General features: G+C 71.4%; 11 protein-coding genes. 2 read left to right on the forward strand and 9 right to left on the reverse strand.

What is annotated here, in order from left to right:
• Window positions 1-69 precede the first annotated feature (69 nt).
• Window positions 70-1704, forward strand: a complete 1635-nt coding sequence (locus AB0Q96_RS03490; protein WP_365321346.1) for a beta-N-acetylhexosaminidase — start codon at window positions 70-72, stop codon at window positions 1702-1704.
• A 113-nt stretch (window positions 1705-1817) separates the two neighbouring features.
• On the opposite strand, the gene AB0Q96_RS03495 is transcribed toward AB0Q96_RS03490, so the two are convergent.
• Together AB0Q96_RS03495 and AB0Q96_RS03500 are read right to left on the reverse strand one after the other, a co-directional pair.
• Window positions 1818-3599 (reverse strand): IucA/IucC family siderophore biosynthesis protein, encoded by a 1782-nt coding sequence (locus AB0Q96_RS03495; RefSeq protein ID WP_365321347.1) that lies wholly within the window; start codon window positions 3597-3599, stop codon window positions 1818-1820.
• Entirely contained in the window at window positions 3596-4159 is a 564-nt protein-coding gene (locus AB0Q96_RS03500; protein WP_365321348.1) for a GNAT family N-acetyltransferase, read from the reverse strand. Before AB0Q96_RS03500 ends, AB0Q96_RS03495 begins: the two co-directional genes overlap by 4 nt.
• A gap of 150 nt (window positions 4160-4309) precedes the next feature.
• On the opposite strand from AB0Q96_RS03500, the gene AB0Q96_RS03505 reads away from it, so the two are divergent.
• On the forward strand, window positions 4310-5614 hold the full coding sequence (locus AB0Q96_RS03505) for an RNA-guided endonuclease TnpB family protein (protein ID WP_365321349.1): 1305 nt from the start codon (window positions 4310-4312) through the stop codon (window positions 5612-5614).
• Here the strand turns inward: AB0Q96_RS03505 and AB0Q96_RS03510 are convergent.
• The 7 genes from AB0Q96_RS03510 to AB0Q96_RS03540 all read right to left on the reverse strand — a co-directional run bounded on the left by AB0Q96_RS03510 (window position 5569) and on the right by AB0Q96_RS03540 (window position 14712).
• A complete protein-coding gene (locus AB0Q96_RS03510; protein WP_365321350.1) occupies window positions 5569-6843 on the reverse strand; it encodes a lysine N(6)-hydroxylase/L-ornithine N(5)-oxygenase family protein in 1275 nt (424 codons plus the stop codon). The two genes, AB0Q96_RS03505 and AB0Q96_RS03510, sit on opposite strands and share 46 nt — an antisense overlap.
• On the reverse strand, window positions 6830-8290 hold the full coding sequence (locus tag AB0Q96_RS03515) for an aspartate aminotransferase family protein (RefSeq protein WP_365321351.1): 1461 nt from the start codon (window positions 8288-8290) through the stop codon (window positions 6830-6832). Before AB0Q96_RS03515 ends, AB0Q96_RS03510 begins: the two co-directional genes overlap by 14 nt.
• A gap of 183 nt (window positions 8291-8473) precedes the next feature.
• Window positions 8474-9361: a siderophore-interacting protein gene (locus tag AB0Q96_RS03520; RefSeq protein ID WP_365321352.1), complete on the reverse strand. Its 888-nt coding sequence runs from the start codon at window positions 9359-9361 to the stop codon at window positions 8474-8476.
• 3 nt (window positions 9362-9364) lie between these two features.
• Window positions 9365-10417: an ABC transporter substrate-binding protein gene (locus tag AB0Q96_RS03525; protein ID WP_365321353.1), complete on the reverse strand. Its 1053-nt coding sequence runs from the start codon at window positions 10415-10417 to the stop codon at window positions 9365-9367.
• 205 nt (window positions 10418-10622) lie between these two features.
• Window positions 10623-11783, reverse strand: a complete 1161-nt coding sequence (locus AB0Q96_RS03530; protein WP_361162892.1) for an acyl-CoA dehydrogenase family protein — start codon at window positions 11781-11783, stop codon at window positions 10623-10625.
• 2 nt (window positions 11784-11785) lie between these two features.
• A complete protein-coding gene (locus AB0Q96_RS03535; RefSeq protein WP_365321354.1) occupies window positions 11786-12721 on the reverse strand; it encodes a hydroxymethylglutaryl-CoA lyase in 936 nt (311 codons plus the stop codon).
• Window positions 12718-14712, reverse strand: coding sequence for an acetyl/propionyl/methylcrotonyl-CoA carboxylase subunit alpha (locus AB0Q96_RS03540; protein ID WP_365321355.1), 1995 nt, complete (start codon window positions 14710-14712; stop codon window positions 12718-12720). The genes AB0Q96_RS03535 and AB0Q96_RS03540 overlap by 4 nt, the downstream gene beginning before the upstream one ends.
• Window positions 14713-14728: the final 16 nt, after the last annotated feature.

Consider the following 14728-nt stretch of genomic DNA (forward strand, 5'->3'; position numbering starts at 1 on the left):
GGTGACTGTTCGGACACGCATCGCTCACCGCACGCCCTCATCGAACCCCCCGTCGAAAGGGACCCGCCCGTGAGACAGCGCCGCACGTTTCCGCGACTCCTCGGATCACTCCTCCTCGCCGCCGGCCTCGCCGGGCTCGGCCTGACCGGAGCCACCGGCGCGACCGGAGCCCCGCGCGCCGAGGCGTTACGCCCGCTCGGCGCGATCGTGCCCGCGCCCGCCTCCGTCACCCCCGGCGGAGCCCCGTACACCCTCACCCGCGCCACCGCCGTCCGCGTGGACGCCGACGGCACAGGCGACACCGACGGCCGCGCGACCCGCGACATCGGCCGCTACCTCGCCGACCTGCTCCGCCCCTCCACCGGCTACCCGCTGCCCGTCGTCGACGCCGACGAGGCCCGCGGCGGCATCCTGCTCCGCCTCTCCCCGGGCGCCACCGCGCTCGGCGAGGAGGGCTACGAGCTGCGCTCCGGCCGCACCGGCGTCACCCTCACCGCGTACCGCCCCGCCGGGCTCTTCCGCGCCGTCCAGACCCTCCGCCAGCAGCTCCCCGCCGCCGTCGAGAAGCGGACCGTCCAGCCCGGCCCCTGGCGGATCGCCGGCGGCACCGTCACCGACACCCCGCGCTACGCCTACCGGGGCGCCATGCTCGACGTCTCCCGCCACTTCTTCACCGTCGACCAGGTCAAGCGCTACATCGACCAGCTCGCCCTCTACAAGATCAACAAACTCCACCTGCACCTCAGCGACGACCAGGGCTGGCGCATCGCGATCGACTCCTGGCCCCGCCTCGCCACCTACGGCGGCTCCACCCAGGTCGGCGGCGGCCCCGGCGGCTTCTACACCAAGGACGACTACCGCGAGATCGTCCGCTACGCCGCCTCCCGCTACCAGGAGGTCGTCCCCGAGATCGACCTCCCCGGCCACACCAACGCGGCCCTCGCCTCCTACGCCGAACTCAACTGCGACGGCGTCGCCCCGCCCCTCTACACCGGCACCGCCGTCGGCTTCAGCTCCCTGTGCGTGCCGAAGGAGATCACGTACGACTTCGTCGACGACGTCATCCGCGAGCTCGCCGCGCTCACCCCGGGCCGCTACCTCCACATCGGCGGCGACGAGGCGCACTCCACCAGCCACGCCGACTACGTCGCCTTCATGGACCGGGTCCAGCCGATCGTCGCCAAGTACGGCAAGACCGTCATCGGCTGGCACCAGCTGACCGGCGCCCGGCCCGCCGAGGGCGCCCTCGCCCAGTACTGGGGCCTGGACCGCAGCTCGGCGGCGGAGAAGGAACAGGTCGCGGCTGCTGCGCGGGCCGGCACCGGCATCATCCTGTCGCCCGCCGACCGCGCCTACCTCGACATGAAGTACACCAAGGACACCGAACTCGGCCTGTCCTGGGCCGGCTACGTGGAGGCCCAGCGGTCCTACGACTGGGACCCGGCCACCCTCCTGCCCGGCCTGCCCGCGACCGCCGTAGCGGGCGTCGAGGCCCCGCTGTGGACCGAGACGATCTCCCAGAGCGTCCACATCGACCGCATGGCCTTCCCCCGCCTGCCCGGCATCGCCGAACTCGGCTGGTCCCCGGCCACCACCCACGACTGGGCCACGTACAGACTCCGGCTCGCCCAGCAGGGCCCCCGCCTGACCGCCCTCGGCATCGACTACTACCGCTCGCCGCAGGTGCCGTGGGCGGCTGAGTGACCCGCCGAAGATGACCACCGGGAACGCGCCCCGCAGGGGCGACGCGTGACGTGACGGATGTGGCCCCGCCGGAGGACCGTACTCCGGCGGGGCCACATCGGTTCAGGGGAAGGTCAGGCGAACCGCGCGATCGGGTTCACCAGGTCCCCGACCAGCTGGAGGGCCGCCGACGGGTCCGCCAGGTCGACCATCTGGCGGTTGTTGCGCAGCTGGAGGCGATTGAGGGCGGAGAGGGCGAAGGTCTCCGCGAACGCGTCGTACTGGGCGAAGCGGTCCGCGAGCGCCGGGTTGGCGGCCTGGTAGCGCTTCACGCAGTCGGCGACCGCGCGCCAGAACTCGTCCTCCGGCACCGTGCCCTCGGCGGCCAGCGTGGCGCCGAGGAAGCGGAAGAAGCAGTCGAAGACGTCGGTGAAGACCGAGAGGAGCTTCATGTCCTCGGGGACCTCCGCGCGCACGCGCTCCACGGCCGGCGGCAGGACCGCGTCCGGGTCCATGACGCAGATCTCCTCGGCGATGTCCTTGAAGATCGCGCGGGAGACCGCGCCCCGCTCGTCGAGGACGAGGATCACGTTCTCGCCGTGCGGCATGTAGACCAGGTCGTACGCGTAGAAGCAGTGCAGGACCGGGAGGAGGTACGCGTCGAGGTAGCCGCGCAGCCAGTCGGCCGGGGTGAGGCCCGACTCCTTGACCAGGGCGCCCGCGAAGGACGCGCCCGCGTGGTCGACGTGGAGGAGCGAGGCCATGGTCGCCAGGCGCTCGCCCTCGGCCAGGGTCGGCACCGGGGACTCGCGCCACAGCGCGGCGAGCATCTTGCGGTAGGGCGAGTAGCGGTCGGTGGCCGCCTCGTACTCCAGGTGCCGGTAGCCGACCGCCGCGCGCTCGCGGATGATCGAGAAGCGGGCGGCCTTCAGGACCGAGTCGGACTCGATGAGGCCGGCCAGCCAGTCGTTGATGGCCGGGGTGGCCTCCATGTAGGCGGCGGAGAGGCCGCGCATGAAGCCCATGTTGAGGACCGACAGGGCCGTCTTCACGTAGTGCTTGGCCGGGTCGGAGCTGTTGAAGAAGGTGCGGATGGACTGCTGGGCCAGGTAGGCGTCGTCGCCCTCGCCGAGGTACACGAGGCGCTGCTGGGCGACTTCGGCGGCGAAGGTGACGGACAGCTTGTTCCACCACTGCCAGGGGTGCACCGGCATCAGGAGGTAGTCGGCGAGGTCCAGGCCGCGGGCCGCGAGGGTGGCGGCGAAGGCGTCGACGGCCCGGTCGCCGAGCTCGGCCCGGACGAAGGAGTCGTAGTCGATGCCCGCGCCCGCGGTGAACGTGGTGCGGTCGCGGTGGGCGGCCAGCCACACCAGGTGGATCGGGGCCGCCGCCTCGGGGGCGTACGCGCGGTACTCGTCCACGCCGAAGCCGAGCCGCCCGTTGTTGGCGACGAAGCAGGGGTGACCCTCGGTCATCCCGGTCTCGATCGCCTGGAAGCCGGAGCGGGCCAGCTCCGAGGCCGTCACGCGCGGCTTGGTCGACTTGTACGCCGTGCCGGCCAGGGTGGAGGAGATCTCCTCCAGGTAGACCGGCAGGATCTCGTCGCTCAGGCCGAGGGAGCCGCGCAGCTCGGTGATGAACCGCAGCGCGTCGAGCGGGAGCTGCTCGCTGGCCCGGTGGCAGCTGAGCGAGTCCGGGTAGATCTGCCAGTGGTCGAGCGCGAAGCGGTCGGCGGTGAAGCGGTACTCGGTGCGCCCGTCGTCGCTGAGCACCCGGTAGCGGCCCTCGCCCAGCTCCTGCGGGTCGAGCAGCCGCTCGTGGGCGAACTCGGCGAGGCCCTTGCGGATCAGGGCCCGGTTGGCGTCGGCCCAGCGCTCGGGGGTGAGGTGGGCGACGGGGTCGGTGAAGGTGCTCATGCGGTGGCTCCCGTGGCGGCCGTGGCGGCCTCGAACTGGGCGCGGGTGCAGAAGCTGAGCAGCGCCGCCTTCTCGGGCTTCTGAATCTCCCGCTCCGGAACGAACCCGACGGCGGCGTTGAGCGCGTGCACGGCCGTGTTGCGCACGTCCGGCTCGACGACCACGCGGGCGGTCGCCGGGTCGGCGAACAGCTCGCGCATGACGGCGGTGATCACCAGGCGGGTGAAGCCGTGCACGGGGGTGTCGGTGGGCGCGACGAGGAAGTGCATGCCGACGTCACCGGGCTGCGCCTCGTAGAGCCCGACCAGCTCGGCCTCCGCCGGGTCGTAGCGCTCCATGAGGAAGGCGGGCGCGCCGTCCACGAGGCCGATGAAGGCGTCGTGGTGCGAGTGGGCGGCGATCTCCATGTAGGCGCGCTCGACGTCCTGGAGCTTCGCGTCCTGCATCATCCAGAAGGCGGCCTTGGGATGGGTGACCCAGGGATGGATCAGCTCCGCGTCCTTGAGCGGGTCGAGCGGGCGTATGCGGACGTCATCCGGGGACGTGTTCGTGCGGGACATGCGATCTTCCTTCGAGGGCAGGCGGGGTTCGGGCCTGGGTGAGGGCAGGGAGCCAAGGGGCGGACATGCGCCACGGGGATCGTGTCGCACATGCGTCCCATGGTGTCCGAGGCTTGAAGTCGGGCGGGCTGGGGAGTCAGCCTGGGACACATGGCACAGGGGGTGGTGAAGCGGGCGTTCAAGTACCGCTTCCGGCCGACCGACGAGCAGGCTGCGCAGCTCTCGCGCACCTTCGGTTGCGTCCGGAAGGTCTACAACCTCGGCCTGGCGGAACGCGCCCGCGTGTGGGGTGATGAGCAGCGGCGACTGACGTATGGAGACACCTCCGCCCTGCTGACGCGGTGGAAGCGCACCGAGGAGTACGCGTACCTCCGAGAGGTGTCCTGCGTTCCGTTGCAACAGGCGTTGCGCCACTTGCAGGCCGCGTTCACCGGCTTCTTCGCCAAGCGGTCGAAGCACCCGCGGTTCAAGTCGAGGAAGAGGTCGCGGGCCTCCGCCGAGTACACCCGCTCGGCGTTCGTGTACCGCGACGGCCGGCTGTCGTTGGCGAAGATGGCCGAGCCGCTGGACATCGTCTGGTCGCGTCCCCTGCCTGCCGGGGCGGAGCCCTCCACGGTGACCGTTTCCCAGGACGGAGCCGGTCGCTGGTTCGTGTCGTTGCTCTGTGAGGATGCCTCGGTGAGGGCGCTGCCCGCCGTGGGAACGGCGGTCGGCATCGATCTGGGAATCTCCTCGCTTCTCACCCTGACGCACCCCGTCCCGGGGCTGACCGACGCCCAGGGCAAGGTGCCCAACCCGAGGCATGGGGAGAGGGACCGGGACCGGCTGGCCAAGGTTCAGCGCCGGCTCGCCAAGAAGGCCGAGGGGTCGAAGAACCGTGCCAAGGCACGTCGTCGTGTCGCACGGGTGCATGCCCGGATCGCCGATCGGAGGCGTGACTTCCTGCACCGACTCACCACCCGACTCGTTCGTGACAACCAAACGATCGTGATCGAGGATCTGGCCGTACGGAACATGTCGCGGAATCACTCGCTCGCGCGGGCCGTCTTCGATGCGTCCTGGGCCGAGCTCCGCGCTCTGCTGGAGTACAAGTGCCAGTGGTACGGGCGCGTGCTCGTCGTTGTCGACCGATGGCATCCGAGCAGCAAGACCTGCTCGGCCTGCGGTTCGGTGAAAGCGCACCTCGCCCTGAACGAACGCACCTTTCGGTGTGACGACCCCGTGTGCGGCCTGGTCCTGGACCGGGACGTGAACGCGGCACGCAATATCCTGGCCGCCGGACTGGCGGTGACAGTCTGTGGAGACGGTGGAAGACCTCAACGGAACTCTCCGGGCGGGCTGCGGTCGACGAAACAGAAATCCCAGCCGGTGATGGCGGGAATCCCGGGCCCCGCGGGGCCCGGGGCAGGTCAAACCGCGAACTCCTGGAAAGCGATGGTCTTCTCGACGGGGTAGTACTCGGCACCCAGCATCTCGCCGATGATGAACGCGTTGCGGTACGCGCCCATGCCCAGGTCGGGCGAGGTGACGGAGTGGGCGTGCACGGCGGCGTTCTGGAGGAAGACGCCGTGGCCCGTCGTGTCGATCGAGTAGTTGCGGGCCACGTCGAAGCGGCCCTGGGAGTCCCAGCGGAGGCGGTCGTGGACCGGCTCCAGGAAGGCGGGGACGGCGTACTTGTAGCCGGTCGCGAGGATCAGGCCCTCGGTCTCGACGGTGAAGTCCTTCTCCTGCTCCTCCTGGCGGAAGCCGAGCGTGTAGCTGCCGGCGGTCTCGTCGTACGCGGCGGAGAGCAGCGCGGAGTTGGTGAGCAGGCGGGTGGGGACCGGGCCGGCCAGGTTCTTCTGGTAGAGCAGGTCGAAGATCGCGTCGACCAGTTCGCCGTCGATGCCCTTGAACAGGCCCTTCTGCGCGGTCTCCAGGCGGGAGCGGGTCGCCTCGGGGAGCGCGTGGAAGTAGTCCACGTACTCGGGGGAGGTCATCTCCAGGGTGAGCTTGGTGTACTCCAGCGGGAAGAAGCGCGGGGAGCGGGTCACCCAGTTCAGGCGGTAACCGTGGACGTCGATCTCCGAGAGCAGGTCGTAGTAGATCTCGGCGGCGCTCTGGCCGCTGCCGACCAGGGTGATCGACTTCTTCTTCTGGAGCGCCTCCTTGTGGGGGAGGTAGCGCGAGTTGTGGAGGAAGTCGCCGCCGAGGTCCGCGCAGGACTCGGGGATGTGCGGCGGGGTGCCGGTGCCGAGCACGAGCCGCCGCGAGCGGAACGTTTCTCCGGCCTCGGTGGTCACCACGTACTCCTCGGCCGCCTCGTCGAAGGCGACGGCCGTGACGGTGGTGGAGAAGCGGACGCTGGAGAGCTTCCCGGCGGCCCAGCGGCAGTAGTCGTTGTACTCCGTCCGCAGCGGATAGAAGTTCTCGCGGATGTAGAAGGAGTAGAGCCGGCCCTTCTCCTTCAGGTAGTTCAGGAAGGAGTACGGGGAGGTCGGGTCGGCCATCGTGACCAGGTCCGACATGAACGGGGTCTGGAGGTGGGCGCCTTCGAGGAACATCCCCGAGTGCCACTCGAAGTCCGGCTTGGACTCCAGGAAGACGCCGTTCAGTTCGGCGATCGGCTCGGTCAGGCAGGCGAGGCCCAGGTTGAACGGACCGAGCCCGATGCCGATGAAGTCGTGGGTCTCAGGCGTGGACAAGGTTCTCTCCCAGGTACTGCTCGGCGTGGCCGGCTATCAGGTCGAGGACGGCGGCGATGTCGGCCACGGTCGTCTCGGGGTTGAGCAGGGTGAACTTCAGGTACTGGCGCCCGTCGACCTTGGTGCCCGCGACCACGGCCTCGCCGGAGGCGAACAGGGCCTTGCGGGCGTAGAGGTTGGCGCGGTCGATCTCGGTCGGCGAGGTGACGGCCTCGGGGATGTAGCGGTAGACGAGGGTCGACAGCTGCGGCTCGACGACCACGTCGTAGCGGGGGTCGGCGGCGAGCAGCTCGAAGCCGGCCCGGGCCAGGTCGCAGACCTCGTCGAAGAGCTCGCCGACACCGTCGGCGCCCATGACGCGCAGGGTCATCCACAGCTTGAGCGCGTCGAAGCGGCGGGTGGTCTGGAGGGACTTGTCGACCTGGTTGGGGATCAGCTCGGTGACGGCGCGGCGCGGGTTCAGGTAGTCGGCGTGGTAGGTCGCGTGGCGCAGGGTGGCGCCGTCGCGGACCAGCAGGGCCGAGGAACTGACCGGCTGGAAGAAGGACTTGTGGAAGTCGACGGTGACCGAGTCGGCCAGCTCGATGCCGTCCAGGAGGTCCCGGCGGGTGCGCGAGGCGAGCAGTCCGCAGCCGTAGGCGGCGTCGACGTGCATCCAGGCGCCGTACTCGGCGGCCAGGGCGGCGACCTCGGGCAGCGGGTCGATGGAGCCGAAGTCGGTGGTGCCGGCGGTGGCGACGATCGCCATCGGGACCAGGCCCTCGGCGCGGCACGCCTCCAGCTCGGCGGCGAGGACGACGGACTGCATGCGCTTGTCGCGGTCGACCGGGATGGAGATGACGGCGTCGGCGCCGAGGCCGAGGAGGGTGGCCGACTTCTGGACGCTGAAGTGGCTGCACTCGGAGGAGAAGATGCGCAGTTTCGCCAGGTCGGCGGGGGCGGACGAGCCGCCAGGCGTCTTCGCCTCCTCGCGGGCGAGCAGCAGCGCCTGGAGGTTGGACTGGGTGCCGCCGCTGGTGAACACGCCGTCGGCGGAGGGGCCGAGGCCGATCCGGCCGGTGGTCCAGTCGATCAGCCTGCGTTCGATCAGGGTGCCGCCGGCGCTCTGGTCCCAGGTGTCGAGGGAGGAGTTGACGGCGGAGAGGACGGCCTCGCCGAGGACGGCGGGGATGACCACCGGGCAGTTGAGGTGCCCCAGGTAGCGCGGGTGGTGGAAGTAGACCGCGTCGCGCAGGTAGACGTCCTCCAGCTCGTCGAGGGCGGCGGAGGCGTCACCGAGCGGCCGGTCGAGGTCCACGGCGTCGACGACGGGGGCGAGTTCGGCGGGCGTGACCCCGGTGAACGGGCCGCGCGTCGTGGCGAGTTTCCTCGCCACCCGCTCCACTCCTTCGGTGACGGAGCGTCGGTACGACTCCGCCGTCGTGTCGTTGAGCAGGTGGGAACGCATGTGGGGGCCCTTCCGGGTGTGGGGGACGCGGTCGGTCAAGGCTCAGTAAGGTTAGCCTAACCTAATCTCCATGCACAACAACGGCCCCCCAACCCGGAAGGGTTGAGGGGCCGTCGGCCCTGTGGGGGGTCTGAGGGTCCGCGGGTCCGAGGGTGCGTGGGTCCGCGGGTCCGCAGGTCCGCGCTAGGCGACCGCCTGCGCGTCCTGGGAAGCGTCCTGGGAAGCGTCCTGGGTCGTCTCGTCCGGCACCTCGCGCAGGGCGTCCTCCGAGAGGCCCTTGCGCCAGTAGCCGACGAAGGTGACCCGGCGCCGGTCGAGACCGCGCTCGCGCACGAAGTGCCGGCGCAGCGCCTTCACCGCGCCGGACTCGCCCGCGATCCAGACGTACGGTGCCTCGCCCGGGAGTTCGGCGCCCGCGACGGCCTCGACGGCGGACGGCGCGCCCTCCTCCCGCACCAGCCAGGTGATGGTGGCGTCGGCCTGGGTCGGCAGCTCCATCCGGTCGCCGGAGTACGGGACTTCGAGGTAGACGTGGGCGCGGGTCTCGGCCGGCAGCCACTCCAGGATCGCGGAGGCGGCCGGCAGGGCCGTCTCGTCGCCCCAGATCAGCACGGAGTCGGCGTCCTCCGGGAGCCGGAAGCGCACCCCGGTGTTCTCCGCGACCGCCGGGCCGAGCACGACCACCCGGTCGCCGGGCCGGGCGTGCTGGGCCCAGCGGCAGGCGGGGCCGCCGTCCTCGTGCACCGCGAAGTCGATGTCCACCTCGGGCACGGGGGAGTGCCGCTGCTCGCGGACGGTGTACGAGCGCATCACGGCCCGCTCGTCGTCGGGCATGGCCCGCCAGGCGCCCAGGATCGCGTACATGTCCGGCTGGTCCAGCGGCGGCAGGACGGGGGCGGGCTGTCCCGGGTGCGGCAGGAAGAGGGAGAGCGACTGGTCGCGGCCCCCGGCGGCGAAGCCCTTCAGGTCCTCACCGGTGAAGGTGACGCGGACCAGGGTCGGGCCGAGCCGCCGCGTCCGGTCGACCTGGAGGCTGAAGAACTGGAACGGGGCGGTCTCGGCGTTCGTCATGGGTCAGGACACCTTCTTGGCGTTCTCGAGGGCCTTGGCCAGGTCCTCCAGGAGCGGGGCGCACTTGGCGTACGAGTAGATCGGCTCGGTCACGCGGGGGATGACCTGGCCGGCCTTGACGGCGGGCAGCGCCGCCCAGGTGGGCTTCGCCTTCAGGGCCTCGGGCTGGAGCGCCGAGGTGCGGTTGTCGAGCATGATGATGTCCGCCTTGTACTTGTCGGCGTTCTCCCAGCTCAGACCCTCGAACCAGCCGGCCTGGTCCAGCTTGGTGGGCGTCACGATGTTGACGCCGAGCTCCTTGAAGAAGAGCGTGTCGGTCGGGCGGGCCGGGGTGGAGGCGTAGAAGAGGTCCGGGGCGCCGGAGCCGATGAGGACCTTGATGTCCTTCTTGCTCTGGGCGGCCTTGCGGACGCGCTCGGCGGCGGCCTCGAAGCGGGCCTTGTCGGCCTTGATCTGCGGGGTGTTCACGTCGGCGCCGAGCGAGGCGGCGAGGTCGGCGTGGCGCTGGATGACGGCCGGCATGGACTGGTCGGCGGCCCACAGGGCGACGCTCGGCGCGATCTTGGTGATCTTGTCCTTCTGCTCCGCCGGCACGTACCAGAGGTCGTTCTTCTCCCACATGTCCGTGACGAGGAGCTCGGGCTGGAGCTTGAGGTACTCCTCGATCTTGAACTCGCCCCAGACGTTGCCGATGACCTCGACCTTGTTGATGTCCAGGTCGCCGGCCTGGACGTCGGCCGTCACGGCGCCGGTCTTCGGGTCCTTGACGGTGGTCGGGCCGAAGACGCCCTTGACCTCGACGCCGAAGTCCTTGAGGGCGGCGGCCGTTCCGGTGAAGGCCACGATGTTCTTCGGGGTGGTCTTCGCCTCGACGACGGTGCCGCGGTCGTCGGTGAACTTCCACGGGCCGGCCTTCTCGGCGGCCTTGGCGGGCGCGTCGCCGGCCTTGCCGTCGCCGCCGCCGCAGGCGGTGAGGGTGGCGACGAGCCCGAGGGCGCCGCCGGCGGCGAGGAGGCCCCGGCGGGTGAGGAAGGTGGCTCGGGCGGTGCTGGGCATGGCGAAGTCGCTTTCGGTACGAGCCGGGGTCGGCCTGGGCTAGTCGAAGGTAGGTTAGCCTAACCTCATCAGGATCAACAGGGGTGGGGTCAGGGGCGTACGCGGGTCCGGAGGGGGCCCGCAGGGGGCCCGCAGGAGCCCCGGGCGCACGAAGAAGCCCGCCGCCCCGCATGGGGACGACGGGCTTCGGGAATGCGGGCCCGGGTCAGCCGGACAGGCCCAACTCCCGCGCGATCAGCATGCGCTGGACCTCGCTGGTGCCCTCGCCGATCTCCAGGATCTTCGAGTCGCGCCACATCCGCGCCACCGGGTACTCGTTCATGAAGCCGTAGCCGCCGTGGATCTGGGTCGCCTCGCGCGCGTTGTCCACCGCGACCGTCGAGGAGTACAGCTTCGCCAGCGCCGCCTCCTTCTTGAACGGCTCGCCCAGGACCAGCCGGGAGGCCGCGTCCCGCCAGCCGACCCGGGCCATGTGCGCCCGCATCTCCATGTCGGCGATCTTGAACTGGATGGCCTGGTTGTCGCCGATCGGGCGGCCGAAGGCGTGACGTTCCTTCGCGTACTTCACCGACTCGTCGACACAGCCCTGCGCCAGACCCGTCGCCAGCGCCGAGATCGCCACCCGGCCCTCGTCCAGGATGCGCAGGAACTGCGCGTAGCCGCGGCCCTCCTCGCCCAGCAGGTTCGCCGCCGGCACCCGCACGTCCTGGAAGGACAGCTCACGGGTGTCCGAGGAGTTCCAGCCGACCTTCGAGTACGGCGCCGCGACCGTGAAGCCGGGCGTGCCCGAGGGCACGATGATCGAGGAGATCAGCGGGCGGCCGTCCGCCTTCCGGCCGGTCACCGCGGTGACCGTGACCAGACCCGTGATGTCCGTACCGGAGTTGGTGATGAAGCACTTCGAGCCGTTGATGACCCAGTCGTCGCCGTCCCGGACGGCCGTCGTGCGCGTGCCGCCCGCGTCCGAGCCGGCGCCCGGCTCGGTCAGGCCGAACGCGCCGAGCACCTCGCCGGAGCACAGCTTCGGCAGCCACTCCCGCTTCTGCTCCTCGGTGCCGAAACGGAAGACCGGCATCGCGCCCAGCGAGACGCCCGCCTCCAGGGTGATCGCCACCGAGGAGTCCACCCGGGCGAGCTCCTCCAGGGCGATGCCCAGCGCCAGGTAGTCGCCGCCCATCCCGCCGTACTCCTCGGGGAAGGGCAGCCCGAACAGGCCCATGCGGCCCATCTCGCGGACGATCTCGTAGGGGAACTCGTGACGCTCGTAGAGGTCGCCGATCTTCGGGGCGACGACGTCGTGGGCGAACTCCTCGACAGTGCGGCGGAGTTGCTCGTGCTCTTCGGAGAGCCGGTGGTCGAGGGACATGCTCAGGACTCCTTGTGGGAGAGCGCGCGGACGGTACGGGACGGGCTCGGCCGGCCCAGTTGTTCGGCCATCCACCCGCTGGTGGCGGTGAGGGCGGCCAGGTCGACCCCGGTCTCGATGCCGAGGCCGTCGAGCATCCACACGAGGTCCTCGGTGGCCAGGTTGCCGGTCGCGCTCTTCGCGTACGGGCAGCCGCCGAGGCCGCCCGCGGAGGCGTCGACCGTGGTCACGCCGTGCCGGAGCGCGGCGAGCGTGTTGGACAGGGCCTGCCCGTAGGTGTCGTGGAAGTGCACGGCGATACGGGAGGTGGGCACCCCGGCCTCGTTCAGCGCCGACAGCAGCGCCTGGACGTGCCCCGGGGTGGCCACGCCGATCGTGTCGCCGAGGCTCAGCTCGTCGCAGCCCATGTCGGCGAGCGCCTTGGTGACCCGGACGACCTGCTCGATCGGCACGGCGCCCTCCCACGGGTCGCCGAAGCACATCGACAGATAGCCGCGGATCGTCAGGCCCTGCTCTATCGCCCGGGTCACCACCGGCTCGAACATGGCGAGGGCCTCGTCCACGGTCCGGTTCAGGTTGGCCTTGGCGAAGGACTCGGTGGCCGAGGCGAACACGGCGACGTGCCGGGCGCCCAGCGCGAGCGCCCGGTCCAGGCCGCGCTCGTTCGGCACCAGCACCGGCAGCCGCGCCGGGAGACCGGCGACCAGGGGGAACAGCTCCTCGGCGTCCGCCAGTTGGGGGACCCACTTGGGGTGCACGAAACTGGTCGCCTCGACGGTCGACAGACCCGCCGCCGCCAGCCGCCGCACGAACTCGGCCTTCACGGCGGTCGGCACGACCGTCTTCTCGTTCTGCAGCCCGTCCCGGGGCCCCACCTCGTGGATCCTGACCCGCGCCGGGAGCGCCGGATCGGACACGGTCATCGGCAGACCGCTCATGCCTCCTCCTTCTCCTCGCGCGGGGCGACGACGGCCAGGACCTGGTCCATGGCGACGGTCGTGCCGGGGGTGACGTCCAGCTCGGTGACGGTGCCGGCGTGCGGGGCGGAGATGACGTGCTCCATCTTCATCGCCTCGACGACCAGCAGGCTCTGCCCGGCCTCCACCTCGTCCCCGACGGCCACCTTCACGACCGTCACGGTGCCGGGCATCGGCGCGGCCAGCGTGTCGGCCCCGGCGTGCCGGGCGCCGGCGAGCGCGGCGGCGACGGGGTCGTGGTCCAGGACGTGCCAGGAGTCGCCGTCGCGGCCGAGCCAGCGGCCGTCCGGCGAGTCGGCCAGGGTGAACCGGTGGGTGACGCCGTCGAGGTACACGACGAGCTCCCCCACCCCGTCCCGTCCCGAGACCCTGCCGGGGGCGGGGGAGTCGCCGCCGAGCAGCAGCTCGGCGCTCGCGGCCGTGCCGCGGACGCCCACGCTCACCGGCTCGTGGCCGGGGACGCGGAAGTGGTGCGGGGTCCAGGCCGGGCTGCCGCCCAGACGCCAGCCGTCGACGACGCCGAACGGATCGACCCAGCCCCCGGCGGGCCCGGCGTCCGGGAAGTGCCGCAGCAGCGCCGCCGCCGCGTACACCTCGGCCGGGACCGTCGCGTCGACCAGCGACTCCGCGTCCCGCTCCACCAGACCCGTGTCCAGGTCGCCCGCGACCACGTCCGGGTGGGCGAGGAGGCGGCGCAGGAAGCCCGCGTTGGTGGGGACGCCGAGGGTAACCGTCTGCGCGAGGGCCGCGCGGAGCCGGCGCAGGGCCGTCGGACGGTCCGGCGCGTGCACGATGACCTTCGACAGCATCGGGTCGTACAGGGACGAGACCTCCGAGCCCTCGCTCAGCCCCGAGTCCGTACGCGCCCCTCCGCCCTGCGGCTCGTGCAGCGCCAGGACCGTGCCGCCCGAGGGCAGGAAGCCGCGGGCCGGGTCCTCGGCGCAGATCCGCGCCTCGATCGCCCAGCCGTCCAGGCGCACGTCCTCCTGCGCGAAGCCCAGCGGCTCGCCCGCCGCGACCCGCAGCTGCCACTCCACCAGGTCCAGGCCGGTGATCAGCTCGGTCACCGGGTGCTCGACCTGGAGGCGGGTGTTCATCTCCATGAAGCAGTACGCGGACGGGTCGCCGCCCGGCACGATGAACTCGACCGTGCCCGCGCCCACGTACCCGCAGGAGCGCGCCGCCTCGACCGCCGCCGCGCCCATCGACGCCCGCAGCTCCGGGGTGAGGAGGACCGAAGGTGCCTCCTCGATGATCTTCTGGTGGCGCCGCTGGAGCGAGCACTCGCGCTCGCCCAGGTGCACGACGTTTCCGTGCGCGTCCGCGAGGACCTGGATCTCGATGTGCCGCGGCCGGTCGATCCAGCGCTCCACGAGGAGCGTGTCGTCGCCGAACGAGGACCGGGCCTCGCGCCGCGCCGCCGCGATCTCCTCCTCCAGGACCGTCAGGTCCCGCACCAGCCGCATGCCCTTGCCGCCGCCGCCCGCGCTCGGCTTCAGCAGCACGGGCGCGCCCAGCTCGCGGGCGGCCTCGACGATGTCGGGGTCGGCGGCGCCCGGCACCACCGGGACGCCCGCCGCCTTCACGGTCTCCTTCGCCCGGATCTTGTCGCCCATCAGGGAGATCGCCGAGGCGGACGGGCCGATGAAGACCAGGCCCGCGTCCGCGCACGCCTGCGCGAACCCGGCGTTCTCCGCGAGGAATCCGTAGCCGGGGTGCACGGCCTGCGCGCCGGTGCGCCGGGCGGCGTCGAGCAGCGCCGGCACGGACAGGTACGACTCGGCGGCCGGCGGCGGACCGATCCGTACCGCCGTGTCCGCCTCCCGTACGTGCCGGGCGTCGGCGTCCGCGTCGCTGTACACGGCCACCGAGCGGACGCCCATCTCCCGCAGGGTGCGGATGACGCGGACGGCGATCTCGCCCCGGTTGGCCACGAGGACGGTGTCGAACATGTGCTGCATCTCCTGG

Source organism: Streptomyces sp. NPDC093111, from assembly GCF_040683955.1.
Taxonomy (GTDB): Bacteria; Actinomycetota; Actinomycetes; order Streptomycetales; family Streptomycetaceae; genus Streptomyces.

Bases quoted from the DNA above. Each gene is read 5' to 3' on its own strand.
- AB0Q96_RS03525 (WP_365321353.1), bottom strand. From the start codon at position 10,417: ATGCCCAGCACCGCCCGAGCCACCTTCCTCACCCGCCGGGGCCTCCTC.
- AB0Q96_RS03515 (WP_365321351.1), bottom strand. From the start codon at position 8,290: ATGCGTTCCCACCTGCTCAACGACACGACGGCGGAGTCGTACCGACGC.
- AB0Q96_RS03500 (WP_365321348.1), bottom strand. From the start codon at position 4,159: ATGTCCCGCACGAACACGTCCCCGGATGACGTCCGCATACGCCCGCTC.
- AB0Q96_RS03495 (WP_365321347.1), bottom strand. From the start codon at position 3,599: ATGAGCACCTTCACCGACCCCGTCGCCCACCTCACCCCCGAGCGCTGG.
- AB0Q96_RS03520 (WP_365321352.1), bottom strand. From the start codon at position 9,361: ATGACGAACGCCGAGACCGCCCCGTTCCAGTTCTTCAGCCTCCAGGTC.
- AB0Q96_RS03540 (WP_365321355.1), bottom strand. From the start codon at position 14,712: ATGTTCGACACCGTCCTCGTGGCCAACCGGGGCGAGATCGCCGTCCGC.
- AB0Q96_RS03530 (WP_361162892.1), bottom strand. From the start codon at position 11,783: ATGTCCCTCGACCACCGGCTCTCCGAAGAGCACGAGCAACTCCGCCGC.
- AB0Q96_RS03535 (WP_365321354.1), bottom strand. From the start codon at position 12,721: ATGAGCGGTCTGCCGATGACCGTGTCCGATCCGGCGCTCCCGGCGCGG.
- AB0Q96_RS03505 (WP_365321349.1), top strand. From the start codon at position 4,310: ATGGCACAGGGGGTGGTGAAGCGGGCGTTCAAGTACCGCTTCCGGCCG.